We start from the raw sequence: 25,888 nt of genomic DNA on the forward strand, positions 1-25,888 counted from the left end.
GTTCTGGTCGGTACGGGCCGACCCTGCGTACCCGTTACCCGATCTCATGGGGACATGGGGTCAGGCCGTCGGTAGCCGCACCAGACGGCTGGAGAGAAACGGGCTCGGCGTACCGTGCCAGAAGACGGCCAACTCGTCACGGGCCCGAGTGGCGGCGACGAAGAGCAGCGACCGATCACGTTGACGCTCCCGCTGGTAGCGCTTCGGATCGGTGTTCCGGTGCCGGCTGATCATCTGTCGGGGAACCAGTCCGTCGCTGACTCCGGCGATGATGATCCGCTGATATTCGAGTCCCTTGAACCGGTGCATCGTGCCGACGTGCACGCCGTCGGGTCGCTTCGGCCCGTCGGGACCGATCTCTACCGCAGGTATACCGTCGGCCTCCAGCCGCGCGGCGACCTCGCTGGCCAGCTCCCGGGTGGGCACGGCGATCGCGACCGAACCATCGGCCGGAGTTCCCCACGCCGCCAACTGCCCGACGACCAACTCGCGTTCCTGATGCCACGATCCGGCGCCCCGGAACGTCGGCGACCCGCCCCGGAGCAGCGACCGGTAGCCGGCGAGGCTCTCCGCGCCACCGTCAAGGTCGTCGTACGTCTCGCCACTCATTATTTCCAGGGCGGCGGCGAGGATCTGCCGGGTGGTCCGGTAGCTCAGGGTCAGCCGGGCGGACCGGCCCCGGATGTTGACACCGAGGCTGCCCAGCGTGACGTGGTTGTCGTAGATGCGCTGGTGGGTGTCGCCGGCCAGGAACAGGTCGTCCGGTCCGGACGCGACCATGGCACGCAGCATCTTCCAGTGCGCGGCGCTGAGGTCCTGCGCCTCGTCCACCACGATGTGCCGGTAGCGGTGCCGCAGAAATCCGCCGGAGTCCTCCGGGGGCAGGCCCGCGCTGCGCGCGGCCCGGTCCATCTCCAGCCGGGCCGCCCGTTCGGCCACCTGCCGCCAGGTCCACCTGCCCTGGTCGTCCAGCCACTTGGTGAACCGCTCGGTGAGCTGCCAGACCTGGTCCCGCTCAGCCCGGCTGAGCGTACGACCCCGGCCGGGTCGACGCGCGCCGAAATATTCGGCCCGGGAACCGAGCACCTGACCCAGGATGACCTGGGTCCATTCGGCGGCCAGGAACTCCGGGTCCCAGCCGGAGTCCTCGGTCTCCAGTAGGAAGTTCTGCCAGAGTTCCGGCACCTTGTTGTCGTCGACGATCCGCTTGCCCACTCCGGCCTTCGCCTCGGCGACGACCCGGCTGGCCAACCGGTCGATGTTGACAATGTCCACCCGGGACACCAGTTCCTGCCCGCCCAACGCGATCAACCGGGTACGGAGGTCCGCCGCGAGATTGCGATTGAAGGTGGTCAGCAGGATCGGCTTGTCCACGCCCGGAGGCAGTCTCCGGACCAGGTGGGCTACCCGGTGCAGCGCGACGATGGTCTTACCGGTGCCCGGACCACCCCCGACCCGGGTCGGCCCCCGGTACGACTTCTCGACCAGCCTACGTTGCGTGGGATGCAGGAAGATCTGCCACCGGTCGAAGGACTCGGCAAGCATTGCCTGCAGAGCCTCGTCGTCCGACGAGACCTGGGTCGCCGGCCGCTCCACCGCCGTCCGGTAGTCGTCGGGGTCGACCGCCTCGCCGGCCCGGACCGGCTCGGTGATGTGGGTGAGCACGTCGTCGTACGGTCTGCCGTCGTGCAACGACAGCAACACGTCGGCGGTGAGCTGTGGAGCCCGTTCACTCAGCTCCAGCAGGTCGGTCTCACTGGTCAGGTCGCGGATCTGCGGCAACAGCGGCTCGGCGACTCCCAGTTCGACGAGTTGTGCGTCGGTGAACCGCTCGAACAGCGGCACCACTGTCGGGCCGGGCTCGACCGGCAGGCCATCGGCCGCCGAGCCGCCAGACTCGGTCGAGAGAGCTGGTACGCCCATCTCGGTCACGTCGGGCCGGCTCTCCGGCACAGCCACGGACGAGTCGGCCGACACCACCCGACCGACGATGCTGTCCCCCACCGGCTCCAGGTCGATCACCTCGATTCCGCCGGTCACCCGGTTGATTCGGTACGAGTAGCGGTCGAGGTTCTCGTAGACGTCCCTGCGGTGCCGGACCGCGACGAGCAGGTAGTCCTGGTCAGCGATGTGCAGCAGCAGTGCCCGATGGTCCTGGTTGATCCGTGCGGACCACAGTCGCGAGCTTCCGCCGAGCTGTTTGAGTCGCAGGCCCGGGTTGTTCGGGTTGTGCCGGAACTTGTGCATGAACTCGTAGACGGCGCCGATCTCGGCCCGGGAGAGCTTCATGACCTCCTTGTCGGCGCGGTCCAGCATCCGCAACGTCGCGGCCTTGGCGATCACTGACGCTCTCCCCCACTGTTGTGCGCGAGCCGATCGGTCAGCTCCTCCGCCGACCATTCCCGCGCGGTACGGACGCGCCAACCGGCCGCGGCGTATGCGCCGTTCCGATCGGTGATCTCGGGATCGTCCGGGGAGCCGGACAGTACGACCGCGACCCGCTGTTCCGGCCAGGCGAGTTCGGCCGGCCAACCCTGGTCACCGAGTTCGTAGCCGACGACCGGTACGGGCATACCACGCCGGATGAGCGTCTGCACCAGCGCCTCCAGCGCCGACTCGTCCCGGTTGAAGTAGTGCAGCACGTCCTGCCACGGCGAATCCACGTCGGCGGGGTCGTCGTCCGGCGGGGTCGCCTCCGGGGAGAGACCGAGCCAGGTGCTCGTCTCCGCGTCGATCGGCATCGGCCGCTGGGTGAGCCGCAGGCCGGTGCCTTCGGAGACCGCCATCGAGGCCGGATCGAAGTCGTCGAGGGTGGTCCGGGCGAGCTGGGCACCGTCGCCGCCGCCAGCCGCGAGGAACTGGACGACGTTCGCCCAGGCCAGCCAGCCGGCCCAGCGGCGGCGGTGCCGCTCGCGCCGCTCGTCGGTGCCGGCGTTCACGGTCTCCGGCCGGTCGTCGATGACGGCCAACGCCGACCAGACACGGTCAGCGGCCCGTCCGTCGACGACGATGGTGACCGGGCAATCGGCGGCATCCACCGATCGGACCAGGGTGATCCGGCCCGGCCGGGCCGGGGGCAGGGGCTCGCCGCGCACACCGGCGAGGATCCGTTCGCCGATGCCGCTGGAATCGGCCGTGCTCGGCTTCTCGGTAGCCTGCACGAGCAGGCCGGCCAGGGCCGCCTCGGCGCGACGCCGCCACCGGTCCGGATCGGGCTCGGCCAGGAACCGCAGTAGCAGGTCGACCGGGTTCGTCCAGACGTACCGTTCCAGGTCGGCGGGGTCGGCGTGGGGTACGGACTGCCGGTAAAGGTCCCGGGCCCGTTTCTTCGCCAGCCCGCCGTACGGTTCCCAGGCGACGGCACTCGTGCCGTCCGCGTTGTTCCGCCAACCGTCGACGTCGTCCCAGGTGATGCCGAAGACGTAGAAGTCGTGGGCCCGGAGCCGGTTGCGTTTCTCGGCGTCGTCGGCGAGCCGGTTGTACTCCGGCGACGCGTGGTACTTGAACCCGTCGAGGTAGACCGCGATCTCCGGGGCCGGTGCGTCGAGCCGCCGGAAGTGCACGTCGGGTCGGGTGCCCCGGATGGTGTTCTGCAGTTTCATCTGCCAGTGCGTGACGTCGACCCCGTTCGGGGCGGTGAACCGCAGGTCCGCGATCCGGGCGCCGTCGTGGTCGGTGCGCCTGTCGAGGCGTACGCCGGAGCCGGGCTCGGCGGCCCAGGCCAGCAGCTTGTTCAGGAACCGCATTTCCAGCTCGCTCTCCACCTGGTGGATCAGCGAGATGTCGTTGGTACGGGTGCCCGGCAGCACCGCCCAGGTGTCGAGCAGCCGGCTCAGCATGCCCAACGCCTCGTCCCGGTTCATCAGGTTGAACTCGCTGTTGCGGGCGTAGCGCAGCAGGCACCGGTGGCAGGCCGTCCGGCCCTCGTGCTGGCAGACGCAACTGCCGATGATCTGACGGGCCCGCTTGAGGATCTGCCGGAACTGGTCCGGATCGGCGAGTCGGTGCAGGTAGCCGGTGCCCTGCGGCTGGGTGTCGTAGACGACCACGTAGTTGCGGGTGCCGCCACTGGGCGCATCCGGCATGGTCGCGGAGAGCACCCGCAGGTGGGCCGGGTCACCGCCGTACTCGGCGGCGATGCCGAGCCGTACGGCGGCGGCGAACGAGACGACGCGCTCCTCCACCAGCGCGGTGACGGCCGGGATCAGGATGCGTAGTGCCTCGGTCCGCAGTTCGTGGGCGAGGATCAACGGAATGTGGCTGGCGGTGCCCGGCGACCGGCGGTGTGGGCACCAGGGCCGGTGGTGTTCGGCCTCCTTCGCCACCGCCGAACCGGCGAGGTGCGCGGCGACCTCCTGGCTCACCGTGGGCTGACCGTCGATCGTCGTACCGCCGCAGGAGTCGCAGGTGTGGAACGGGTTGACCCGCACCTCGTCTCCGGCGAAGAGTTCGCTGGCCCGGTCGTACCGCTGGGCGCCGAGGTTGAAGTGCCGGATGGTGGCATGCCGGGTGTAGTCGACCCCGAAGGTGTCCCCGGTGTGTCGCCAGGAGGAGTCGATCCGGCCCGGGTCGACGTCGACGGTGATCGGGGTGACGTAGAAGCGGCGCTCCCGGTCGTCGCTGTCGTCGCGGATCCGCGCGTCGTCGCGGCGGTCCCGGGTGAGTACCCGGGTCGGTTGCAGCACGTTGAAGACCCGGCTCTGGTCGGCCAACCCGTCGTCACCGCAGCGCGGGCAGGCGCTGGTGTCCTCCTGCGCCAGGTGGGTACGGGCGTAGCCGCACTGTGCGCAGATCCGCCACCGCTCGTACGCCGGCCGGTTCGCCGGGCCGAGGTCGAGTCCGGAGATCTCGTGCTTGTAGCCGCGTACGTAGTAGGCGTTGCCGGGTGCGATCTCGACCAGGGCCTGCCGGGCCGGGCGGTCGTACTCGCGCAACTCGGTGTGGAACCGCCGGCTGCCGTCCGGCATCTTCTCTTCCCAGGTGAGGGTGGCGTCCAGCAGCGTGCGGTTGTCGATCAGGGCATAGTTGGGCAGCAGCCCGAACTCGACCAGGGTGCCGTGTGCGGCGGCACCGGCGATCCGGTGCAGGAGCTTGCGTACCTCTCGCGCCTCCGACTTGAGCATCTTCAGCTCGCGGGCGTGGTCGGGGTCGCTGGCCACCAACGTGCCGGCGACGGCGTCGATGCCGGCCAGCCGCCGTTGCAGGTCACCCCGGCGGTCCTCCCAGGCGGCGTCGGCCCGCTTCACCCGGTCGGTGAGGCCGGCGTCGGCGAAGTGTCGCAGCTGCTCGGCGGCGACGGCCGAGACCTTGTCGCCGAACAGCCCGAGGAATCCCTCGACCAGCCGGGCACCGTCCCGTTGGCCGGCGTCGGCGAGTGTCCCGAGCCAGCCGGTGGTGCCGAACAGCAGATGGGCGCGCCGGGGCAGCGGCAGTACGCCGGGCAGCCGGCCCCGGGCGGCGAGGTCGATCAGGTGCGCGAGATATTGCCGGCGGAGAATCTCGACGGCGGAGAGGAAACAGCCGGGCGGCACGATCTGGCCGGCGATCATGTCGCGCGGCTCGGTGAGGTAGTAGCGGTCCCGTTCCGAGCGGCCGACCAGGGTCAGCACGAGGGCGTTGCCGCTCTTCCGACCGGCCCGGCCGGCCCGCTGGACGTAGTTCGCCGGCCCGGTCGGCAGTGACGCCAGCACCACTGCGGAGAGGGCGCCGATGTCGATGCCCATCTCCAGGGTCGGGGTGCAGGAGAGCACGTTCGGGTCGGTGTACCGGTCGCCGGTACGGAATCGTTCCTCGACGGTTTCCCGCTGGGCCCGGGTGAGCATGCCGGTGTGTTCGCCGGTGACGACCCGGAACGCCGGGCTCTCCAGGTAGAGCCGCCGGTAGTAGTCGTCCGGTGCGGTGTCGTCGGGAGCGGGGCGCAGCCGCCCGCCGCAGCGGTACTGCCGGCACGGCTGTCCGGTCCACCCGGCGACCCGGTCCGGGTGTTCGGTCTGCTGCCAGTGGCAGATGTCGCAGCCGACCCCGGCCGTGATCGCGGCGGCGTCGCCGAGCAGGGTCACCCGGAGGTGGCCGGGCAGCAGACCGTACGCCCGGTTGCCGTCCTCGGTGTTTCCGGCCGCGACGATTCCGGCGGCGGCCAGCGCCGGCATCAGCCGGTCCAGATACCTGGCGGCGCCGGACGCGTCGAGCCCCAGGCACCGGCTGGTCCAGTCCTGGTACCAGTTCCCCTTGGCGGTGACCGCGTCAAATTCGGAGCGCGATTTGGGGCTGGCGAGCAGGAAGGCTGGCCCGGAGAGCCCGCGTGGAAAGGCCGGCATCCCCTCGGGCCGACCGCCCCAGATCTGCCAGCGGGCGCCGCCACGCCGCAGATAGGGCACCAGCCACTCGTGGTAGATCGCGCCCCGGGTGCGCAGCCGTTCCAGCAGGCCGCGCAGGAAGGCGAGGTAGCGGGCGTCGTCGGGCAGCGGGCCGCCGTCGGCGCCGGGCCCGGTCAGGTGTACGTCCCGGCACAGCGCCGCCGCCTCGGCCGGATCGTCGAGCCCGACCTCGACCGCGACCGTACGGGTCAACTCCAGGGTCCGGCCCTGCCGGGCACGCAGCCCAGTCTCCAGGATGGCGGCGAAGGCGAGCCGTTCGCCGACGAGTGTCCACGCCTTCCGGTCCCGCAGGTTGTCCCCGGCCAGCAGGCTGTCCACACCGGGCTGGTCGTGCAGGTCGGGCGGGACGACGGTGGAGAGGATCTCCGGCTCGACGGCGGCGCCGATCATGTCGACGATCAGTTCGTCCAGTCCGACCGGCTTACCGGGTTCGAGCTGGCGGGCCAGCAGCGCCCGCAGCGAGAAGGCGTACGAGCGGTTGGCGACGAAGCCGGCCCGGTGCGCGGCATCCTGTACGGAGTCGTTGAACAGCAACGTCTTCCGTTCGGCGCCAGCCAGTTCGCCGCCGGTAAAGAGCTGGGTGATCGCGACGGAGGCGAGGGTGGCCAGGCCGGCACCGAGGTAGCGGATGCCGTGGTCGAGTTCGCAGGAGGGGCAGCGGTCCTTCTCGGCCGCGTCGAGCGCGAGCAGGTCGCCGAGGACGACCGTCGACTCGTCCCCGAGCCGTCCGGCCCGGTCCCGGGCGGGATCGAACGGGCGGACGCGGCGGCCGTACTCCAGGACCAGCAGACCCCGGTCGCGGTGCTGGATCTCGTCGGCGGTGGCCGCGATGAACGCCCGGATTCGGCGCTTGTCCCGGCCGACCGAGCCCCGGTAGATCTTGTCCGGGTCGGTCTCCAGCTCCTGCGGGTCCTTCTCCGGGGAGAGCGCCGCCCAGCCGGAGCGCCCGCAGTGCCGGCAGTAGATGGCGGGCAGCCGCTCGTACCGGCTGTCCGCCACCACCTGGTCGATCTCCGGGGCGAACGGGTCGGCGTCGCGCTCCGGCTCGCCGTACCAGCCGAAGGTGGCTTCCGGGCCGACGCCGCGCAGCAGTCGGGAAACCGCGCGTACCCAGAGGTGGGTTTCGATGTTGAGCAGCGGGCGGCCCGGCGCGTCCGGATTCTCGGCGCGGGCCAGCAGACCGACGAACCTGGCGATGGCCTGCGCGGTGACCTCGGGCCGGGTCTTCATCGCGCTGCCCCAGCCGGTCGCGTTCTTACGCGGCAGCACCTCGATGACCTCTTCGAAGGTGCGCGGGTCGGGGCCGAGCGAGTCGAGTACCGCCTTCGTCAGCGGGTGCTGGCGCAGTAGCGCGCCGAGCCGGGCCGGGTCGGTGGGCACCTCGCCCAGGACAAGCTCGGCGACCTGATCGGTGAGCCGTTCGGTGTCGCGCCCGTCGAGTGCGGCGAGGGTCTCCGGGGCGGGCAGCGGCAGGCTGAAATCCTGGTGGGCGATGAACTCGGCCGGTTCGTAGCGGTCCTCGCCGATCAGCGAGTCCGGCTCGAACGGCACCCCGAAGACCTGCTCGGCGACCTCGCGGATCGCGGTCCGGCCGTCCCGGCCCCGTCCTTCGCCGAGGGTCGCCGAAGTGGCCACCGGGCAGATCGGCCCGAGTGGCCGGTCGTCGGTCGACCGGCCGAGCGCGGCGGCGAGGCGACGGAGCAGAATCGCCACGTCGGTGCCCTGGGCACCGTCGTAGGTGTGGAACTCGTCCAGTACGACGTACGCCGGCTCGGCGCCCTCCCAGAGCGGCAGGTCGTCGGCGCGTTGCAGCAGCAGGTCGAGCATCTTGTAGTTGGTGATCAGGATGTCCGGCGGGGTACGCCGCATCTCCGACCGTTTGGTGAGCACCCTCGGATAGTCGACGGCGGCCACGTCGCCGATGTAGAGACCGGCGGTGACCTGGTGCAGTGCGGCATTCTCGACGAGCAGCTCGTTGAGCCGCTTGGTCTGGTCGGTGGCGAGCGCGTTCATCGGGTAGAGCAGGATCGCCTTGATTCCCGGCCCGCGCTGTTGCCTGGCCCGCCGGCAGTGGTCCAGCAGCGGGATCAGGAACGCCTCGGTCTTACCGGAGCCGGTGCCGGTGGTGATCAAGGTCGGCTCGGCGTCCTTGCCCAGTGTGGACAGTCGGCGGAACGCCTTCGCCTGGTGCAGGTAGGGCGTGAAATCGGCCGGTGCCCAGTCCAGGGCGGTGCGCCACTCGCCCGACGCCGGCCGGAACGGGGTACGGATCCGGAGGTACGGCCCCCGGAAGATGCCCTGTTCGGGGTGGGTGAGGAACGCCTCCAGCCCGCTTCGGACCGGCTCGTCGGTCAGCCCGAAGGTGGTGGTGAGGTATTGCGTGAGCGTCTTCTGGAGGGTGTCGGCGGCGATCGTCGGCTTCATGAGCAACTCACCGCAGGCATGCTACTCGTCTATATCTAGATAGATCTGTCGTGATTGTGTCTACGATAGACGGACGAACGGTGGCGGTTCAGCTACCGACCGGCCCAACCGGGGTCGCCCCGCCGAGCAGACTCTCGATGCGGTGACCGAGACTCCTTGTCGCGCCAGCGCCACCGTCAGTAGTATTCCAGCCCCCCACCGTATTCACCCTGGAGTGGCATCCGGCATGTCCCTGACCGACGCCTCGTCCCGTACCCGCCGAGAGATCCTGATCAACGGTCGCCGGGTACGCATCTCCGACCTGCTGGAGGCCGAACTGCTCAGGCCGGGCCAGGAGCTCTTCTTCCAACAGCGGCTGGGCGAGATACCCCACCGGGCGACCGTGATCGAGCCGGGTCGGCTGAGGCTGCCCGACGGACGGGAGTTCGGCACGCCATCCGCCGCCGGCAGCGCCGCCAGCGGGCTGATCGCCGTACCTGGTTGGGAGGCCTGGCGGGTCGGCAGGGGCGGTCCAACGCTGCACGAGCTACGCCAGCGGCTACTGGAGTCGGTAGCGAACGAGCCCGTACCGCCGGACGAGGTCACCAGGGAGAAATCCGATCAGGGCGCGGCGCGGGAGCGGTTCGGCCGGCTCGATCTCGCACGCCGGAAGGCCAAGGCCGGTGAGCCGGAAACGTTGACTGTGCGCCAGCTACTCCGCTGGTGGGGGCACGAGGACCGGGATCGGGACGTCATCCGGCAGATCGACGGCGATCTGGCGAACCACAGCCTGACCACCGCCCCGGACTTCCGGGCCGTCAGCCTCGACCGGACTGTTCGGCTGATCACGCCGCCGGAGCCCGTCGACGAGGTCCCGGCCGGCGCGCCGATCCCCGACGACTCCGGGTCGCTTCAAGCGGACCTGGTCGAGGAGAGCGAAGCCGAGATCGGACTGACCCTCGGCAACCTGCTCTCCGCCGAGGACACCCTGGTCGCTGTCTCGCCGTCCGCCTCGGTGGAAGAGGCCATCACCGCCATGCTGCTCAATGACTTCTCACAGCTCGCGGTGCTGACGAATCCACGAACGCTGCACGGCGCGGTGAGCTGGAAGTCGATCGCCCGAGCCCAGCACGCCGACCCGAACGCCTCGTTCAGCAGCATGATCGTGCCCGCCCAGGTCTTCGACTACGACGTACGGCTGCTGCGCGCGCTCGACACGCTCCAGCGGGAGGAGTTCATCTTCGTCCGCGACTTCGACCGGAAGATCTCTGGCATCATCACCGCGGCCGACGTGGTGAACAAGTACGACGAGACGGCGACCCCATTCCTGCTGATCGGCGAGGTCGACCAGGAGCTGCGCCGGCTGATCCAGGGCACCTTCGACGCCGAGACGGTGCGGCAGGCGTGCACCGCCGCCGGCCAGACCTTCAAGTCGTTCGAAGCCATGACGATGGGCAACTACCAGGCCGTGCTGGACAACCCGGCCTGCTGGGAGCGACTCGGCTGGCCGCTGCACCGCAAGGTGTTCATCAGCCGCCTCGACCATCTCCGGAAGGTGCGCAACGGCGTGATGCACTTCAACCCAGACCCGGTGAAGCCTGCCGACGTGCACCGGCTTCGGCATTTCCTGGACCTGATCCGCACCTTCAACAAGTGATGCGGCGCCTCACGAATCTTGGGAGGACCTGATGACGACCGCCGCCGATGACGCCCGCCGCTGCGCGCACGCCCTCGTCGCAAGCCTGGACGACCAGCAGCGCCACCTCGTCGGCGGCGACCTCGCCGATGTCGACCTGCGACAGTGGACCTATCTGCCGGGGCAACGGCCTGGGCTGCCGATGGAGCACCTCACCGGCGCTCAGCACACACTCGCGATCGAATTGCTCCGGTCGGCCCACTCTCCCGAAGGCGGCGATCTCGCCGTCGGCGCCGTCGAGATCGAACGGGTCAGGCGGGAACTGGCGACCGGCTCACCACCCGAGGGCGACCGTTACTGGCTGCGGGTGCTCGGCGACCCGGACGGCGACGAGCCGTGGGGCTGGCGGATCAACGGGCATCACCTGGCCGTACACGTCGTCGTGACGCCGCGCGGCATCACGTTCACGCCGCACTTCGTCGGTTCCGAACCGGCCGTCGTACCCACCGGGCCGCACGCCGGTAGCCGGATCCTCGGTCCCGAGGAGGACCTGGCCCGCCAGTTGGCAACCGGGCTCGACCCCGACCAGCGCACGCTGGGCATCAGCGCCGAGGTCGCTCCCGACGACATCCTCACCCGGGCCGACCCGGTGGCCGACCCCACCCTGCTGCCCGAAGGTATCGGCCGCGACCTGCTGCGCCCGGCCCAGCGGGAAATCCTCGACCAGCTGGTGCAGCGCTATCTCCACCGCGCACCGGCGCCGTACGCCCAAGCCTGCTGGCGTGACGCCGAGGCGGCGGGCCTGCACCGGATCCGGTTCGCGTGGGCGGGCCCGACCAGCCCCGGCCAGGGCCACTACTACTGCATCCAGGCGGCCGACTTCCTCATCGAGTACGACAACACCCAGGACAACGCCAACCATGCCCACTCCGTATGGCGGCACCTGCGCGACGACTGGGGCACCGACCTGCTCCGCGACCACTACGCACGGCTCCACACCGCCGTGTGACATGCGAACGTAAGCGGCGGTTCCGCTTGGCGAGTGGGTTCGTGCACTTCAACCCGGACCCGGTGAAGGCGGCCAACCTGCACAGGCTTCGACATCTCCTGGACCTGATCCGCACGCTCAACACGTGATGCGGCGCCGCCCGGTGGGGTGCTCAACCGACCGGAGCGCGCTGAGCGGCGAGCCGGGTGAGCACGTCGATCGCGTCTCGGGCCGAGTAGTTCGAGAGCCAGGTACTCACGGTGAACGTTGCGCGATCCGCTCCCTGCTGATCCGGTGGACGGAGCGTGGCGGGCAGGTCCTTGATCCGGACCACCAGCGTCCAGGGGCCGCCCGAGATGCCCGTACGACTCGTTTGGATCGCGAAGATGGATTCGATGTGGCTCCAGGGCGCCCGGATGGCGAAAGCATCCGTGCCGGTGCGACTCCGTGCGCGTACCCAGACCCCGCCCAGATCGGCGGCGAGCCAGACCCCGGTTACCTTCGGCATCACGCGGAGGATGGCGAAGAGCATCACGATCAGGAAGGGCAGGACGAGCACCAGCAGGGTCCACGGCACTCCGGCCGGACTCATTGCCGGAACGCACAGCGGCGACAGGATGCCCAGCCACAGGACCGGTTGCAGGGCCAATATCCATACGAGCGCCCTGCGGCGCAGGACGAACGGTTGACCCTCGTCCGGAATGCTCGGCGCACTCCGGATGACCTGGTCGTCAGCCACCGAACATCTCGCGGGACAGTCGACCGAGCACTGCCGGGCCGTCGCGGCCGTCCAGCGCAGCGGGATCGACAGTAAGACCCGTGATCCTTCGATATTCCGCTTGGGCGGTACGGCTGAACTCGGCCTGCGCCTCGGCGATGAGCGACAGGACCGCCTGGGCGATGGCGCGGCCGTCACCCCGGCGCAGCGCCGAGTCGGCGATGTGGAGGTCCAGCACCTCGCGATCAGGACCAATCGTGACCTCGATCAACCGATCGTCGCTATGTCGCGTCACCCGTAGCTGCGCCATGGCGTTCCCGGCCTCCAGGATGCGAGCCCGGGTCGCCTCGAAGGCGTTCACCATCTCGTCGAGCCGGGCGGCAAGGTCCTCTCGCACAGCTACTCCTAGGTGTATGGGTCCGCGGTCTTCGGGGTCCAGCCCTGCGCGCGACCGTCGATGCTGGGCAGCGCGTCGACCGGCGAGTTGGAGTGGCGGCCGACGCTGTCGAGCGTGCTCTCGTGCTTGGCCAGCAACGCGACACGCGGCGTCGCCATCGACAGGTACGTGATGACCCCGGACGCGAGCGCACCGATCAGTCCGAGCAGCGACAGGATGATGTTGCCGGCTCCGACCAGGCTCACCACGCTCAGGATCAGGCCGACGGCGGTCAGTACCGCGCCTACCATCTCCAGCCAGGTGAGTTCGATGCCGTCCGCCACCGCCACAAGGGCGCCACCGACGATCGGAATGCTGTCGGCCTCCTGGTGCAGCGCCGCTCGGACCTCGCCGAGATAGCGTTCGTACGCCTCGCTGGCGCTGCCCTGCCAACGGTCTTCGACCGTCCGCAGGAACTCGTCCACCAACCGCTCTGCGTGAACGTTCAGCGCGGGCGAGGTCGGCGAGGAGGTAGGACTCGTGCCCCACACCTCGGTAGCCGCACGCCGGAACTCGTCCGTGTCGACGAACTGCTGGAACTCCTTGAGCATCTTGATCGGGTCATCGACGCCGACCAGTCGGGCAACCCCGCTGAGGACGTGGGCCGCCTCCGGCAGTGCGAGAGTCATCGGCCGGCCGCCCCGGTCCGGCCCGCGGCGCCCCGGTCGCTGCGGTCGTACTCGTCAGCCGCCTCGCCGAGCAGACGTCCAGCTTCCCTGATGGCGTCCCGGATCCGGCGCAGGCGCCACTCCGTCCCAGACTGCGCGTCCGCATAGGTATCCCGGAAGGCCCGAAGCTCCTCGGCCATCAGATGAAGCCAACCGGTACGGCTACTGAACGCGTCGATCGGGATCGTTGCCGGTCCTCCCCCAGCAAACCTCTCCTGTATCGGCTTGAGATCCTCTGCTACCTGATCCAGATGAGTCGCGTACTGCCGTAGGACGTCCGTGTCTGTGCCGAATCCACCAGGGTTATCTAACATCTCAAATCCCTCCCCGCTGTCCCGCGCCCGACGATAGCAGTCAATCTATTGATCAAGTTTGGCCTGCTCCTCGACCTGTCCCTCGGACAGCGGGGCCATGCCGGTCCGGTCGTACAAATGGCGGACACCAGACACCGTCGGATGTCGAAGTCGATCTCTTCTGTACAGTATTCTGGCGCCTCCGAGCCATTGGGGACGACGTGGAATACCGGATGGGCAGGCACGTGGCGATCACCGCCGCACTACCGTCTTGGTATATCGATTTCACCGACGAACATCCGCAAATCGATCAACGCCCTCAGTCCACCGCACGGTCGACGGTGGTCGAGTTGCAGCTTCCAGTGATCAGCGGATCTGTTGACGTACGCCTGGAACGTGCGCGCCCCAGCCAGATCTTCGGCACGGGTCTGATCCTGCTGACATATCCCATTCTGTTGTTTCTCAGCGCGCTCAAGGCCGTGGCCCAGTTCATCGGGCGAGCGTGCCGGTTCCTCGTGCGAGCACTTGACCTTGAGTTCCCACACGCGGCGCCGGTGAACATCTCGGCGGATCAGTCCGTGGAGCGCGTGAACCAGAGCGTCGAGCGGGTAGGTCAGCTCCTCGGCGAGACACTCACCTCGATCGACCGGAATGCGCAGGCTTGCACGACACAGACAGCGCCACGCCCCGCGCCGCCTCGGCAGCGGCCGGCAAGCTGACCCGATCGATGCGCCTCCCCTCCTTGGCATCTGAAGGACCCAGCCGGGTGACAGAGCAGGTGCGCGCGTCTGACAGCGCGTCTTGGTTCCAGACCGAACAGGCCTGGGAGCGGATCTCCAAACAGCACCCTGATCCGGCAAAGGCGATGGATGCCCTGATGGAACTTGTCCGCTGCGACATGGATCATCGACACAGCCAGGAACGGTCCGCGCGACGACGGCAGTGGGCGAACTGGTGGTTGAGACTCGTCCGAGTCCTGTTGGGATTCGGCGCGCTCGTCCTCATCGCTCGGGTAGCCGTGGAGTTCCTCAATCAGCAGGCGCCGGTGCAGGGCATGGTCATCCTGCTGGTCGGCTCCGTGCCCATCACCGCATTCTTCATCACGGGAAAGACCGAGGCGGCACCCAGGCCACCCCGCGAGGCGCTACAGGCGCCGATTCCGCCACCTGTTTAGCCAGGTGAGCGCGTCCGCTTGATCCACGCCGGTATCCGGCCCGAGAATGACCCGCGGCAGAGTCAAGCCGGGCCATCCCGAGAAACGCCTGATCGGCCCGACCCCGGAAGAGACAGGCTGCGTGGTTCCCGAGGTTTCCCAAGCAAGCCTCATCGCCGCCGACGGAAGGCACCGACGATGACGAACTGGCCTCGTGTCCTCGTGGGTCCAGCCATCGCGCTGGCATTTCTGACGTCCGGGTGCACAGGAGCAGACCCCACGCCAACGAAGACGCGGCCTGGGCTCCCATCCGAGGAGCAGTTGGCTGCCGACTCGGAGTCGCTACCGGGCTCGACGCCGCCCGGCACCAAACTGAAGTTCGGCCAGGAGGCGGTCATCACCGTTGGTGTCGGGACAGGCAGGTCACTCGTCGGTCTCACGGTCACCGGCGTCGAGCGCGGCACCGCGGAGGACCTGGACGTGGTCCGGGCCAGCGTGCCGGCCGTGGGGGACCGGCCGGCCGGGTCGATCTATTTCATCAAGGCGGTCCTGGAGAACAAGGACGGTCGGCACTTCGACTCGTCGTACTCAGGTCCGTTGCTGAGAGGTACGACCGAGAGCGGCGGAGACGCCGCTGCGCTCCGCATCGCCTTCATGGAGATCGGACTGCTCAACTGCCCGATGGGGGCACCACCCCCGCCCGAGTTCTCCATTAAGGGTGGACGGCACGATCACTGCCAGATCGTGTTCTCCTCGCCCGCCAACCCGGTGACGTCCGTCGGCTTCCAGTCCGATGGTGGGAAGCCGGACATCACCTGGGAGTGAACGACCGCGCGGCTGGGGCCGGGGAAGTCGCGCACCCAGCGGGAGACCCCGATCTACGTGCACTCCCCCGGGCGGCTCGGGTTCGGAGTACTTCCCGCTACCCGGCGAGCGCCCAGGCCGTACGCGCAGCGGTAGCGGCGCCCTGACCGACGCATTCCCCGGGCTGGGGCCCGCTGCCGACGGGCATCGGCGGCGGGCCCAGCGCCCGTTCACGGAAGCAGTGTGACCGAGGCGCGGAACGAACCGTCCATCTCGAACGGCACAGATTCGTGCTCGTGGGTCACCAGCCAGCGCCCGTCGATGCGGCGCAGCCCCAGCGTCACTCGGAACCAGAGACTGAAGCTCTCGTTCGAGCCGCGCGGCGTGGCGGACAGGCAGTCGATGCTGGTCGCGAACGCCACGTCGCCATCCGCGGTGATCTCCAGCTGAGTTACCTCCCGGCGCGGCGGCGCCTGGAAGGTCGCCACCCAGGCCGCCAGCACCGCCGGGTCGCGTCCGTCGCCCGGCTGCCGCAGCGGCGGGGCGAGGCTGTATTCGACGAACGTGTCGGCATAGTGCGACAGGACGGCCTTGACGTCGCCGGTCTCCAGCAGCGCGGCCTTGCGTTCGATGACTTCCCGGATCTCGTTCATGACGGGTTCCACCTTTCTCTTTGCCGGGACGTCGAAGCCGGGCCGGCCGGTTTCGACATCCTTGGTGAGAGAAAGGGGAGAACTCATGAAGTACGTCATCCTGATCCAGTCCAACCCGCAATCCCTCGCGGTCTGGGAGACGCTGACCGACCAGCAGCGCACCGATCTCGGGCTCGGCCACCTGCGGCTCACCGAGCAAATGCGCGAGGCCGGCGTGCTGGTGGCCAGCGAGGGGCTGGGTGATCCGGCGCTGGCCACCCAGGTCTCCGTCCGCGACGGCAAGACGATCACCTCGGACGGCCCGTACGCCGAGGTCAAGGAACATCTGGCCGGCTTCTACCTGATCGACGTCGCGGATCTCGACGAGGCGGTCGCCTGGGCCGCGAAGGCGCCGGACGCGGCCTACACCAGAGTTGAGGTGCGGCCGGTCCTGGACATGAGCACATGGGAGTTCTGACCGGGCTGCCGGACCTGCTGCGCGAGCTGGCCCCGCAGGTCCTGGCTGCGGTGGTGCGCCGCTACGGCGACTTCGAGGCGTGCGAGGACGCTGTCCAGGAGGCACTGCTGGCGGCCGCCCGGCAGTGGCCCGAGGCCGGCGTCCCCGCGCAGCCGCGAAACTGGCTGATCACCGTCGCCGGTCGCCGCCGGGTGGAACTGCTGCGCAACGAGACCGCCCGGCGGCGGCGCGAGGAGGCGGTGTGGCACGAACCAACACCTGAGGTCCGCGGCGACGACGAGCTCGCCCTGTTACTGCTCTGCTGTCATCCCGCGCTGACCGTGCCGGCGCAGGTCACCCTCACCCTCCGGGCGGTCGGCGGGCTCACCACCGCGGAGATCGCCCGGGCCCTGCTGCTGCCGGAGGCCACGGTGGGCCAGCGGGTCAGCCGGGCCAAGCAGCGGATCCGCGACACCGGCACGCGGTTCGAGATGCCCCCGCCGGACGAGCTCGGCGAACGTCTCGGCGCGGTGCGCCACGTGCTGTATCTGATCTTCAACGAGGGCTACACCGCGAGTTCCGGCGAGCAGCTACACCGGGTGGAGCTGACCCGGGAGGCGATCCGACTGACCCGTCAGCTGCACCGGCGGTTGCCGGAGGACGGCGAGGTGGCCGGGCTGCTGGCGTTGATGCTGCTCACCGACGCACGCCGGCCCGCGCGTACCGGGCCGGGCGGGGCGCTGATCCCGCTCGCCGAGCAGGACCGCGGGCAGTGGGACGCGGCGGCGATCACCGAGGGCGTGGTGATCCTGACGCGTACCCTTTCGCAGGCCCCGATCGGGCCCTTTCAACTACAGGCCGCGATCGCGGCGGTGCACGACGAGGCAGCGCGGGCCGAGGACACCGACTGGCCGCAGATCCTGATCCTGTACGGAATGCTGCACGCGCTCGCGCCCAGCCCGATGGTCACCCTGAACCGGGTCGTGGCCCGTGCCATGGTCGACGGCCCGCCCGCCGGGCTCGCCGCCCTGGACGAACTGGCCGGGGATCCGGTGCTGGCCAGCCATCACCGGACCAGCACGGTCCGCGCCCACCTGCTGGAGATGGCCGGTGACCTGGACGGGGCGCGGGTGCATTACCGGCAGGCGGCGCGGCTCACCCTCAGCCTGCCCGAGCAGCGCTATCTGGAGTCGCGAGCCGCGAGACTCCTATGAGGCTCTTTCAACCTGGCATCGGACCGAGGCGTCCGGGCAGTGTGACGGCGCCACGCAGCGGGCGATCGGTCAGAGACCGAGGGCGCCGATGGCGGCGGGGAGGGTGGGCGCGGTGGCGAGCTGGCGTACGTCGTCGCGCTCGCGTAGCCACACCTGGCAGGTGACGCCGTCGTAGTGGACGGCCACGGGTTGCCCGGGGTGGTGGCGGGCGAGTCGGCGCAGCAGCGGCACGGGGTCGTCGACCACGATCGGGGTCGGAGTCTGCGGCAGCGGGATCGGCTCGCTCGGATCGGCGGGAAGGTTGCCGGCGATGGCGAGTTCGAGAAATTCGAGGCAGTACGCGACCGCGGCTTCCGGGGTCGATCGGCTGGGCGGGTCGGCCGGGGCGGGTGGTTGACCGGGGTGGTTGATGGTGACGTCCCAGCCCTCGCCCTGCACGAGCCTGAGGTCGCCGGCATTGTTGAGGTGGTCGGTGAGGGTGATCGTGACCGTCAGGCGCAGCCCGAGGACGAGCCGGACCAGGTCGGCCAGGGGCGGTACGTCGGGTCGGCGGGCCAGCACGAACAGCCGGCCGCCGGGTCGGCCCCGGGAAGCACAGGACAGGTACTCGGTCAGCGGGTCGGCGCCGAGCCGGTGCAGGGTGACGGTGCCGTCCCGGAGGTTGTGGTCGAGGCTGCCGCCGCCGTCGAGTTCGACCAGGTCCTCCGGGCGTACGCCGAAGTGGTCGGCCCAGCCGGCGAGCCGGAACTGCTCGGGAAGCTGGTGCAGGGGTTTGCCGCCGGGGTGGGTTGCCACCTGCGGTGCGGGCACGTGTTGGCCGGTCCGCCAGGTCTCCTCACCCGCCTGCCCGGCCAGCCCGTCGCCCGGTCCGGCACGATCGGCCTGCCGGCCGGCGAGGTCGGCGTGCCAGGCGAATTCGCCGGTACGCCAGCCGGACGCGCCGGCCCGCCAACTGAGGTGCACGACCCGGCCGGCCAGATCGGTGATCGTGACAGCCGCCTCGGAATGGGACCGGCGGGTGCCCCGGCAGGTGTGACAACGCAGCAGTGACGGGCTACGACCGGAGCCGGCACATCTCGGGCAGTCGGAGTCGACCCGTCCGGTGGTCAGTCGGCAGTCACAGCGTTGGAGCTGACTGTGCGGGTCACAGTCGGGGCAGTCGACGTACGCGATGGGCGAGTCCTGCCACGACGGTGCCGGCGGCTGCCATCCTCGCCGCAGGATCGTCGCGGGCCGGCTGAAGAGCTACCCGGTCGACCACTCGCTGAGGACTTCCGTCGTCCCGGCGGTGCGCAGGCTGGTGTGCCACCAGCGGCCGTCCCGCCAGATCGCCTGCGCCCCGGCGGTCGGGCTACCGGTGGCAAGGTCGAGACAGTCGGCGAGGATCCGCCGTTCGAGCTGGTCCAGGTCGACCGGCGGTGGGTCGGGCGGCGGCTCCCCGATGGTCAGGTGGTGGGCGGGGGCGGTGAGGCCGCGTTCCTCCAGCCCGGAGCAGGCGTCGAGATCGGTCGTGCTGGTGATCGCGGTGGTCAAGTCGTCGGCGTAGCCGCGGGCCTCGGCCGGCACCGGCCCACCCGGCACCTCGAACCGGATCGCCCAGGTCAGCCCGGCCGTGGCGACCAAGCTGCGGGCCTCGACCACCAGGTCGAGGCAGAGCAGATTCGCCATCCGGCACAGCCGGCCCAGTTCGGCCGCCGCCTCCCGGGGCGGCGCGACCGCTGCCCGGCCGAGATAGAGCCGCCACCCGTCGTTGCTCTCCCCGGCGATCGCCTCGGCTTCCCGCGCCTCCCGGGCCGACGCGGGATGCTCCGGCCGCCAGGCGCGCGGCAGGAAGACGAGCGGCCCGTCCGGCTCACCGGGCTGACGAACATCCGTCCACGAGCCGACGCCGACGACGGCGGCCAGGTCGCGGAGCAGCGGGGCGAGCGGTAGATACCAGCTTCCACCGCCGTCGTCCGGCCACGGCTCGGGTTCCACCACCCCGGGTACGACGTTCCCCGAGGCCACCGCCCCGGTGTCCAGGTTCGCCATGGTCAGTACGAGTTGTGCGCGGCGCCGCCCGGTCTGCCGGCAGTCGTGGCAGGGCTGGCCGACGGTGCCGACCCCCTGACACTCCAGGCAGTCCTGGTACGCCTCCCCGGCCCGCCGGCTCTCATCGTCGGCGCTGACCAGGAGTTGGTTGCCGCCGTAGGTGCAGCGGCACGGGTCGAGGGTGAAGGAGAGCCCGTCACACGACCGGCACTGCACCATCGGCAGCCCGGCCATCAGCGCCGCGCCAACTCGTACGCCGTCGGCACCTGCTGGGACTGCCACCGCCGTAACGCGGTCTTGATCCGGGCGTTCTGCTCCCGGACGCCAGCCAATTCGGTGTACGCCCTGGCCAGGTCACCGGCGACCTGATCCAGGAACTCAGTCACCTCGTCCGGATCGACCCCCCGCCGACCGAAGCCGACCGGGGTGAACCGACGCAGCCGCACCTGCGACGGCATCAACGGGCGGTGGGGCGCGGACCGGTACGCCGACTCAAGCCGTCGCAGCGGGTGGCCCTCCCACCGAAACAACCACCGAAGCAGAGCACGCACAACCTCTCACCAGCCTCTCGATCACAGGACGTGGGTGGGTGGCCCCGGCCCGAATCTTCGGGTCGCTCACCCCGGACCGGGGCCACCCCGCCCTACCGCCGCAGCCGACAAGCAGCACGTACGGGAGCAGGGCGTGACTCAGAAGCCGGGACGGACAACCCGTACAAGCTGGCCGTCCCCCGACCGCTCCGGACGGTGGAGTGACTCCAAAGTCGACCCAGTACCTCTAGGGGCATCTTGTGTGACGACGTCGTCACTACCTATAGTGACCAGGATTGACGATGATCGCGTTGATATCAAGAGGATGACGCCAAGATATTCTCCGCGTACTATCTGCCATCATCGTTGTCGACAGGAGGAGTCGTGATGAGCGCCGGGTCGTCTGGAGCGTCAAGGTCGCGTCGGTCGAAGCCGAGCCCGGCGGAGTCCCCGACCGTGCAAGCGTGGGAACTTGGCCTCCGGTTGCGCGAGCGACGCGAGGAACTGGGCATGACCGCCGTCGCGGCCGGTCGGGCCACGGGCATCGCCCAGGCGTACGTGTCGGGTGTGGAGGCGGGCAAGGTCAAGCTGCCGGCTGACCGTCTGGCTCAGCTCGTGCAGGTCTACGAGATCGAGCCCGACGACGCGGCAGAGCTTGAGCAGCTACGGGAGTCGTCGACCAAGCGTGCCTGGTGGCACCAGTACTCCCAGCTCTTCCCCGCCGAGTTCCTCCGGTTCCTCGGCTACGAAGCCGGCGCTGACCATGTCCGCAGCTACCAGAGCGACGTGATCGACGGCCTGTTGCAGACCGAGGCGTACGCCCGCGCGATCATGCGTGGTGGCAACACCTACGTTCGGCTCACCGAGGTCAACCGGCGGATCGCGGTTCGGATGGCTCGGCAGACGCGACTGACTGGGGATAACCCGCTCACTCTCACCGCCGTGTTCGGCGAGGGCGTGCTTCGGCAGCAAGTCGGCGGACCAACCGTGATGCGGGACCAGCTCCAACACCTCGCCACGCTGGTCACCAAGCGACCGGAGCAGATCCAGATCAGGATCGTGCCGTTCACCGCGGGCGCCTATCCCGCGCTGGGTGGACCGTTCCAGATCCTCTCGTTCCCGTCGCCTCGGCTGCCCGAGCTGGTCTGGCAGGAGATCCTGACCTCCAGCGACATCATCGACCAGTCGGGCCGGGTAGCTGACTACGTGATCACCTTCGAGGAGACCCTGGAGCGCGCGTTAAGCTCGGACGAGTCGCTGGCGCTGATCCGGCGGATCGCCAAGGAGATGACGTGACCCCCATCGAGCACACCCCTGAGCAGGACTGGTTCAAGTCGTCCCGCAGCGCGAACAACGCCGCCTGCGTCGAGGTGCGATTGACGGGCGGGGTTGTGGCCGTACGCGACTCAAAGGACCTCGGCGGGCCGATCCTCGCCTTCTCCGGCCCGGCCTGGTCCGGCTTCGTCGCGACCCTCCAGGCTGACCCGAGCTGACCCAGCTCCGACCGAGCACCCAACCCCCGGGGTAGGTGCGTCCGTCGTCCTACGGCAGCCACTCAACGAACAGCTCGGCCAACCGCGCTTCCGTCTGCTCGTTGAGAACGTGATGTACGTCTTCGCCGAGCGGCTTTAGGGCGTACTTGCGTACCTCGGGATGCTTGCTGGGCGCGGGACAGATGAACACGGCCAGGATCCGTAGGGCGCGCAGGGCCTCTTCGTTCGTGACTAGGTCAAGCAACGGTATCCCGCCAGACGCGGTTGCCTTGAAGGCCCGCCACACCTCGCCCACCACGAGGTCCACGACAGGTCCGGAAACGTGCGGACGTCCACCCTGCATGGATGACGTCAGGATGGCCCTCTTGATCAGAGAGGCAGGCATCTCGGCGAGCTTGTTGAGTGGCCCTTTGACCTGTTCGATTGTCCAAACCATCCCGACCAGCAGGTCACACCAGCCGTGTTTGGCCAGCTCTCCCCGTACGACTGTCGGATGTGACGTGACCTGGTCGAGCTCCCCGGTGATCTTTGGCCAGGTTCCGGTGGTCATCGCCTCGGCGATGAGAGATACCTGCTCTGCCGGTCGGATCCGGTCCTCGACCTCGCCCTCTCCGCCGGACGGTTGCCCAGGTCCCGGCCGTGCCCGATCCGGCGTGCCATCTTGTGCCGAACTGGCCAGCCAGTCCACCGCGTCCAGTCGCGCCAGATGGGCGACGATCGAACGGATCTGGTTGTTCGGCCACCGTGAGCCCGGCTTCACCCGCAACTTCTCCTCGTACACCTCGCGGCGCCGCAGGCGGTCGTCGGGGGTACCGTTCACTAGATCCATTGAGCCGCCCCAGCCGTGCTGGGATCCCCCGCAGCCGGTACAGCGGCAACCGTCCTTGAGCGCCCTCTCACAAGGAACGCTGTGCTTCCTGCCTTGCATGCGGCGACCACCTCACGGATTCGTTCCTGACGATCGCGAGTGAACCGAGTGATCCGCACATACCTTTCGGTATGCAAGCACACACGTTACGTGACCGCAGGAACGATGTCGATGGGCTTCTATCCGATGGGATATCGAGGCGCGGAGCCACTGTGCCGAGCCGCGGCCCGTCGGCGCCTTTCTAGTCCAGCCAGTCGCCGCCGACGCGCCCCGATGTCGGGGCTACGTCCTTCGACCATCTCGGATAGTGTTCGGTCGGCCACGCAGGAGTGACACTCAGCGGTGTCCGTCCGGGCTGGCTCTCGTCCAACGTCGTACGGCAGCCTGCAATCGGGAGGACGCATGGCCAGCATCGAGGAAGTCAAAGCCGCACTCGTGCAGGCCGCCGAGCAGGGCAACGCCACACTCCACCAGATCCGCTCAGCCGCCGAGCAGACCGAGCAGGTTCTCGCCCGTCTCCGAGGTGTCGCCGCCGGCACCAACCACGCCAAGGTCCTTGAAGCCATCCAACTCGCCGAACAGAGCAGGCAGCGTCTCCACGAAGCGGCCACCCTCATCCAGGGCAGCGCCACCGCCGCCCGCGAGTACGCCGGCATCCTCGGCTGAGCGGCTTCGAGGACGCGTCCGGTGGACATCACCCAGGTGAAGGCGACCATCAGCCAAGGCAGCCAAGCAGCCAAGGACGGGAGCGTCCTGATGCAGGGGGTCCGGGACCGAGCCGAGCAGGCTCAGACATCAGCCGCCGCAACGGCCCATGACAGCACGCACGACGAGGTCGAAGCAGGCATGAAGAAGCTGAAGGAAGCGATGAAAGAAGCGTCGCGGGTCGCCGAGCTGCTTCGCTCTGGTGCCGCCGCAGCGGACGAGTACGCTTCGAGGCTCTGATGGCGGATACCTCCGTGGGCGACGTCGTGGCTCAGATCCGCACGGTGCTGGGCCTAATCGACGAGGCCGCTGTGGCCGCTGAACGTGCTCAGAGGCAGGCCCAACAGGCATCCGCGGCCTACACCGAGGCCTCCCGAGGGACCGCCGACAGGTTGATGCGTACGGCGGTAGTCGACTCCAGGACCGCCGGGGAGAAGGCAGGGAAAACCGCCCGCCTGCTCGCCGAAGCTGCCGAGCACTTCACCACCTACATCAACGTCATCGCGCCCGGCACTGTCCCACCTCGCTCCTCAGCCCCAGAGGCCGACGCCTCTGGCGAACAGGTTCTCGCCGCCGCAGCCGGACAGGGTTCCCTGTCTTCGAAGGTGCTCGGGCGTACGGCGGCTGTCCGGAACGCGGATGACGGGTTACAGCACGCCAAGAAGATCGCCACCGCCATCAAGGACGCGACGGGCTCCGGCGGGGTTGCGGTCGCCAAGTCACCCCAGCCTGCGATCACGGCCGCGAGGACCCCGGATGCGTCGGCCGGAGATGCCCTCCTCGCCGCGTTCACTGTCGCGCTCTTGGGGATCAAGGGCGCCGAGGTAGCTGCCAGGCTTCGCAATAAAGCCAGAACGAAGAGCGAACAGCGTAAAGAACAGAAGGGCGACGATGGTGGACGACAACACGAGGTTCCTTAAGTCAATCCTTCAGCAGGATTGGGAAGCATACGATGCACTCTTGGCTGAATTCGAGAGCCAGGGCAAGGGAACTCCGACTGCGATAATCGGCTTCGCCTTCAACATCGCCGTTCAGCGGCGATTTAGGCAGCGGAGAGACATGGACGAGATCATCCAGTTCGTCGCAGACGCTCGCAGCTTCCTGTCCGAAGGTCGCGACCTACCGGCAGAGGAAGCTGAGGCACTGATCTGCGCCACACTTGACCTGGATGCGCCGGGTGTCGAAGAGACCATCGATCGACTCGACATCGGCACTATCACCGAGATCGAGGGACAACTCCTGTTCAAGATCATCGCAGACGAAGGTCTGTCCGAGCAGCAATTAGACGACTTCTTGGCGCAGGCGGAGGCTCTTGCCGCGCGATGGCAGAACAGCGCCACGTCCTGACCAAACAGCCGAAGGGACTACTCAACGAGTCATGGGCGCGCCGACCGGTGCTCTTAGCAGCGCACCGATAATGAAGCAGTGAGCAATGGTTCACTTCTTTGATTTCTTCAACCGACCAGTATATTCGGCTCGCGCACTGGCGATCTGCTCGGACGTCAGACCCTTCAGGTACCTGGCGGCCTCAGGAGACCACTTGACCAGAGAAGTGCCACTATCCTTCCAGCAGTATTTTGGATCCTCTTTAAGTTGGCGCACATACACGACGGCATCGAACTCGTAGGGCGTCAATTTCCCGGCCAGCTTCGGCATGAGATCCTTCTTGCGGAATGGATGCGTTACGTTCGGATCAACTCGCCGTTGGACGATGAATGCGTCGGCACGATCCTCGGTCGTAATGCCTGCCACGATATCCGCTTTGGAAATTTTCTTCACTGAATTGAGAGATATGTCAAAAACGGTACAGAGGCGTCCGGTATCGATACCGGAGGCGTCTAACTCATCGGTCTTTTCCTGCATGAGCATGAGGAAATCTTGCACCGCCCGAGTTTGATCTGATGCCGCTCCCTTCCCGCCCATGAACTTCACCGGATCAACGACACTTGACATGCTCAGCGGCATGATGCGCCAGCTCATCTCATCACCAATGTCACGGCCAAATACGGCCATGGCTACGTCTCGGAAGTTGATGATTGAAGTCTGGGAAAGTGAGTAGATAACTGCGCCAAACGATTTGTTGTTGTAGAAATGAATTGCTTGATCTCGATAAATGGAGATCAGCTCGATGTTGGCGTCAATGGCGGCGGAAGAAATCTTCTTCGGCCACAGTTGGGAATTCGCGGCCCTCCAGAATGCGTCGCGGCACGTCAGGGTTCGGTACGCCTCACCGCGCTTCTTGGGGTAATAGATGCGACCGCTACCCTTAGAGACCACTGCCTTCAAGAGGAGTTCCCAGGCATTGATCAGCAAGACGACAAAAACTTCGTCTCGATAGACGAAACGGGGCTTATTGTAGATCTCGATTGCGCCCAGCATCGCCGACATCGCGTTCGCGAGTAAGCGACGCCACGACCCTTTGACATTCATGCGGCCTCCCCACTTGAAACGAGTCGGAGAGCCTTATAGCTCAACAAAGCCC

At 68.3% G+C, this 25,888-nt stretch carries 25 protein-coding genes; 13 read left to right on the forward strand and 12 right to left on the reverse strand.

The annotated features are described in order from the left end of the window. Window positions 1-60: 60 nt before the first annotated feature. Together ACFP2T_RS15125 and ACFP2T_RS15130 are read right to left on the reverse strand one after the other, a co-directional pair. The gene (locus tag ACFP2T_RS15125; protein WP_377422848.1) at window positions 61-2,316 is read right to left on the reverse strand and encodes a UvrD-helicase domain-containing protein; all 2,256 of its coding nucleotides are present in this window, start codon (window positions 2,314-2,316) and stop codon (window positions 61-63) included. 23 nt (window positions 2,317-2,339) lie between these two features. After that, complete coding sequence (locus tag ACFP2T_RS15130; protein ID WP_377421850.1) at window positions 2,340-8,801, reverse strand: DEAD/DEAH box helicase; 6,462 nt, start codon at window positions 8,799-8,801, stop codon at window positions 2,340-2,342. A 226-nt stretch (window positions 8,802-9,027) separates the two neighbouring features. On the opposite strand from ACFP2T_RS15130, the gene ACFP2T_RS15135 reads away from it, so the two are divergent. Beyond that, entirely contained in the window at window positions 9,028-10,437 is a 1,410-nt protein-coding gene (locus tag ACFP2T_RS15135; RefSeq protein WP_377421852.1) for a restriction system modified-DNA reader domain-containing protein, read from the forward strand. Window positions 10,438-10,468: 31 nt separating this feature from the next. After that, window positions 10,469-11,425, forward strand: coding sequence for a DUF3500 domain-containing protein (locus ACFP2T_RS15140; RefSeq protein WP_377421854.1), 957 nt, complete (start codon window positions 10,469-10,471; stop codon window positions 11,423-11,425). A gap of 151 nt (window positions 11,426-11,576) precedes the next feature. On the opposite strand, the gene ACFP2T_RS15145 is transcribed toward ACFP2T_RS15140, so the two are convergent. Genes ACFP2T_RS15145 through ACFP2T_RS15160 form a run of 4 tightly spaced genes read right to left on the reverse strand, consistent with a single transcriptional unit; the run spans window position 11,577 to window position 13,366 of the window. Further along, window positions 11,577-12,143, reverse strand: a complete 567-nt coding sequence (locus ACFP2T_RS15145; protein WP_377421856.1) for a hypothetical protein — start codon at window positions 12,141-12,143, stop codon at window positions 11,577-11,579. Beyond that, entirely contained in the window at window positions 12,136-12,519 is a 384-nt protein-coding gene (locus ACFP2T_RS15150; RefSeq protein ID WP_377421858.1) for a YbaB/EbfC family nucleoid-associated protein, read from the reverse strand. Before ACFP2T_RS15150 ends, ACFP2T_RS15145 begins: the two co-directional genes overlap by 8 nt. A gap of 8 nt (window positions 12,520-12,527) precedes the next feature. After that, on the reverse strand, window positions 12,528-13,187 hold the full coding sequence (locus ACFP2T_RS15155) for a hypothetical protein (RefSeq protein WP_377421860.1): 660 nt from the start codon (window positions 13,185-13,187) through the stop codon (window positions 12,528-12,530). After that, complete coding sequence (locus ACFP2T_RS15160) at window positions 13,184-13,366, reverse strand: hypothetical protein (RefSeq protein ID WP_377421862.1); 183 nt, start codon at window positions 13,364-13,366, stop codon at window positions 13,184-13,186. The genes ACFP2T_RS15155 and ACFP2T_RS15160 overlap by 4 nt, the downstream gene beginning before the upstream one ends. 386 nt (window positions 13,367-13,752) lie before the next feature. Between ACFP2T_RS15160 and ACFP2T_RS15165 the strand changes: the two genes are divergently transcribed. From ACFP2T_RS15165 to ACFP2T_RS15175, 3 genes are all read left to right on the forward strand, one after another. After that, window positions 13,753-14,238, forward strand: coding sequence for a hypothetical protein (locus ACFP2T_RS15165; RefSeq protein WP_377421864.1), 486 nt, complete (start codon window positions 13,753-13,755; stop codon window positions 14,236-14,238). Window positions 14,239-14,285: 47 nt separating this feature from the next. Then, window positions 14,286-14,693: a hypothetical protein gene (locus ACFP2T_RS15170; protein WP_377421866.1), complete on the forward strand. Its 408-nt coding sequence runs from the start codon at window positions 14,286-14,288 to the stop codon at window positions 14,691-14,693. A gap of 300 nt (window positions 14,694-14,993) precedes the next feature. Then, complete coding sequence (locus tag ACFP2T_RS15175) at window positions 14,994-15,497, forward strand: hypothetical protein (RefSeq protein ID WP_377421867.1); 504 nt, start codon at window positions 14,994-14,996, stop codon at window positions 15,495-15,497. A gap of 209 nt (window positions 15,498-15,706) precedes the next feature. Here ACFP2T_RS15175 and ACFP2T_RS15180 read toward each other — a convergent pair whose 3' ends face one another. Continuing rightward, the gene (locus tag ACFP2T_RS15180) at window positions 15,707-16,216 is read right to left on the reverse strand and encodes a YybH family protein (protein WP_377421869.1); all 510 of its coding nucleotides are present in this window, start codon (window positions 16,214-16,216) and stop codon (window positions 15,707-15,709) included. Here ACFP2T_RS15180 and ACFP2T_RS15185 point away from each other — a divergent pair. Both ACFP2T_RS15185 and ACFP2T_RS15190 read left to right on the forward strand, forming a co-directional pair. Beyond that, the gene (locus ACFP2T_RS15185) at window positions 16,215-16,586 is read left to right on the forward strand and encodes a YciI family protein (RefSeq protein ID WP_377421871.1); all 372 of its coding nucleotides are present in this window, start codon (window positions 16,215-16,217) and stop codon (window positions 16,584-16,586) included. The two genes, ACFP2T_RS15180 and ACFP2T_RS15185, sit on opposite strands and share 2 nt — an antisense overlap. Beyond that, on the forward strand, window positions 16,574-17,779 hold the full coding sequence (locus ACFP2T_RS15190) for an RNA polymerase sigma factor (RefSeq protein WP_377421873.1): 1,206 nt from the start codon (window positions 16,574-16,576) through the stop codon (window positions 17,777-17,779). The genes ACFP2T_RS15185 and ACFP2T_RS15190 overlap by 13 nt, the downstream gene beginning before the upstream one ends. Window positions 17,780-17,848: 69 nt before the next feature. Here the strand turns inward: ACFP2T_RS15190 and ACFP2T_RS15195 are convergent, their stop codons facing one another. From ACFP2T_RS15195 to ACFP2T_RS15205, 3 genes are all read right to left on the reverse strand, one after another. Beyond that, window positions 17,849-18,742 (reverse strand): hypothetical protein, encoded by an 894-nt coding sequence (locus ACFP2T_RS15195; protein WP_377421874.1) that lies wholly within the window; start codon window positions 18,740-18,742, stop codon window positions 17,849-17,851. A gap of 282 nt (window positions 18,743-19,024) precedes the next feature. Beyond that, a complete protein-coding gene (locus tag ACFP2T_RS15200; protein WP_377421876.1) occupies window positions 19,025-20,092 on the reverse strand; it encodes a hypothetical protein in 1,068 nt (355 codons plus the stop codon). After that, window positions 20,044-20,352, reverse strand: a complete 309-nt coding sequence (locus ACFP2T_RS15205; protein WP_377422850.1) for a DivIVA domain-containing protein — start codon at window positions 20,350-20,352, stop codon at window positions 20,044-20,046. The genes ACFP2T_RS15200 and ACFP2T_RS15205 overlap by 49 nt, the downstream gene beginning before the upstream one ends. A 375-nt stretch (window positions 20,353-20,727) precedes the next feature. On the opposite strand from ACFP2T_RS15205, the gene ACFP2T_RS15210 reads away from it, so the two are divergent. Continuing rightward, the gene (locus ACFP2T_RS15210; protein WP_377421878.1) at window positions 20,728-21,636 is read left to right on the forward strand and encodes a helix-turn-helix domain-containing protein; all 909 of its coding nucleotides are present in this window, start codon (window positions 20,728-20,730) and stop codon (window positions 21,634-21,636) included. Beyond that, the gene (locus ACFP2T_RS15215) at window positions 21,633-21,833 is read left to right on the forward strand and encodes a DUF397 domain-containing protein (RefSeq protein ID WP_377421880.1); all 201 of its coding nucleotides are present in this window, start codon (window positions 21,633-21,635) and stop codon (window positions 21,831-21,833) included. The genes ACFP2T_RS15210 and ACFP2T_RS15215 overlap by 4 nt, the downstream gene beginning before the upstream one ends. A 49-nt stretch (window positions 21,834-21,882) precedes the next feature. Here ACFP2T_RS15215 and ACFP2T_RS15220 read toward each other — a convergent pair whose 3' ends face one another. Continuing rightward, window positions 21,883-22,614, reverse strand: a complete 732-nt coding sequence (locus tag ACFP2T_RS15220) for a hypothetical protein (RefSeq protein ID WP_377421882.1) — start codon at window positions 22,612-22,614, stop codon at window positions 21,883-21,885. A gap of 489 nt (window positions 22,615-23,103) precedes the next feature. Between ACFP2T_RS15220 and ACFP2T_RS15225 the strand changes: the two genes are divergently transcribed. Genes ACFP2T_RS15225 through ACFP2T_RS15240 form a run of 4 tightly spaced genes read left to right on the forward strand, consistent with a single transcriptional unit; the run spans window position 23,104 to window position 24,753 of the window. Next, a complete protein-coding gene (locus ACFP2T_RS15225) occupies window positions 23,104-23,367 on the forward strand; it encodes a hypothetical protein (protein ID WP_377421884.1) in 264 nt (87 codons plus the stop codon). Between the two features lie 21 nt (window positions 23,368-23,388). Continuing rightward, window positions 23,389-23,646 (forward strand): hypothetical protein, encoded by a 258-nt coding sequence (locus ACFP2T_RS15230; protein ID WP_377421886.1) that lies wholly within the window; start codon window positions 23,389-23,391, stop codon window positions 23,644-23,646. A gap of 14 nt (window positions 23,647-23,660) precedes the next feature. Beyond that, window positions 23,661-24,326: a hypothetical protein gene (locus ACFP2T_RS15235; RefSeq protein WP_377421888.1), complete on the forward strand. Its 666-nt coding sequence runs from the start codon at window positions 23,661-23,663 to the stop codon at window positions 24,324-24,326. Window positions 24,327-24,366: 40 nt separating this feature from the next. Further along, complete coding sequence (locus tag ACFP2T_RS15240) at window positions 24,367-24,753, forward strand: hypothetical protein (RefSeq protein ID WP_377421890.1); 387 nt, start codon at window positions 24,367-24,369, stop codon at window positions 24,751-24,753. Between the two features lie 90 nt (window positions 24,754-24,843). On the opposite strand, the gene ACFP2T_RS15245 is transcribed toward ACFP2T_RS15240, so the two are convergent. Continuing rightward, window positions 24,844-25,836: a DUF3644 domain-containing protein gene (locus tag ACFP2T_RS15245; RefSeq protein ID WP_377421892.1), complete on the reverse strand. Its 993-nt coding sequence runs from the start codon at window positions 25,834-25,836 to the stop codon at window positions 24,844-24,846. Window positions 25,837-25,888: the final 52 nt, after the last annotated feature.

This window comes from Plantactinospora solaniradicis (assembly GCF_042658085.1).
Classification (GTDB): Bacteria; Actinomycetota; Actinomycetes; order Mycobacteriales; family Micromonosporaceae; genus Plantactinospora; species Plantactinospora solaniradicis.

Excerpts from the sequence above, each read along its gene's own strand:
- ACFP2T_RS15125 (WP_377422848.1), bottom strand. The coding sequence starts at position 2,316 with ATGCTGGACCGCGCCGACAAGGAGGTCATGAAGCTCTCCCGGGCCGAG.
- ACFP2T_RS15130 (WP_377421850.1), bottom strand. The coding sequence starts at position 8,801 with ATGAAGCCGACGATCGCCGCCGACACCCTCCAGAAGACGCTCACGCAA.
- ACFP2T_RS15135 (WP_377421852.1), top strand. The coding sequence starts at position 9,028 with ATGTCCCTGACCGACGCCTCGTCCCGTACCCGCCGAGAGATCCTGATC.
- ACFP2T_RS15140 (WP_377421854.1), top strand. The coding sequence starts at position 10,469 with ATGACGACCGCCGCCGATGACGCCCGCCGCTGCGCGCACGCCCTCGTC.
- ACFP2T_RS15155 (WP_377421860.1), bottom strand. The coding sequence starts at position 13,187 with ATGACTCTCGCACTGCCGGAGGCGGCCCACGTCCTCAGCGGGGTTGCC.
- ACFP2T_RS15160 (WP_377421862.1), bottom strand. The coding sequence starts at position 13,366 with ATGGCCGAGGAGCTTCGGGCCTTCCGGGATACCTATGCGGACGCGCAG.
- ACFP2T_RS15165 (WP_377421864.1), top strand. The coding sequence starts at position 13,753 with ATGGGCAGGCACGTGGCGATCACCGCCGCACTACCGTCTTGGTATATC.
- ACFP2T_RS15185 (WP_377421871.1), top strand. The coding sequence starts at position 16,215 with ATGAAGTACGTCATCCTGATCCAGTCCAACCCGCAATCCCTCGCGGTC.
- ACFP2T_RS15180 (WP_377421869.1), bottom strand. The coding sequence starts at position 16,216 with ATGAGTTCTCCCCTTTCTCTCACCAAGGATGTCGAAACCGGCCGGCCC.
- ACFP2T_RS15190 (WP_377421873.1), top strand. The coding sequence starts at position 16,574 with ATGGGAGTTCTGACCGGGCTGCCGGACCTGCTGCGCGAGCTGGCCCCG.
- ACFP2T_RS15210 (WP_377421878.1), top strand. The coding sequence starts at position 20,728 with ATGAGCGCCGGGTCGTCTGGAGCGTCAAGGTCGCGTCGGTCGAAGCCG.
- ACFP2T_RS15225 (WP_377421884.1), top strand. The coding sequence starts at position 23,104 with ATGGCCAGCATCGAGGAAGTCAAAGCCGCACTCGTGCAGGCCGCCGAG.
- ACFP2T_RS15245 (WP_377421892.1), bottom strand. The coding sequence starts at position 25,836 with ATGAATGTCAAAGGGTCGTGGCGTCGCTTACTCGCGAACGCGATGTCG.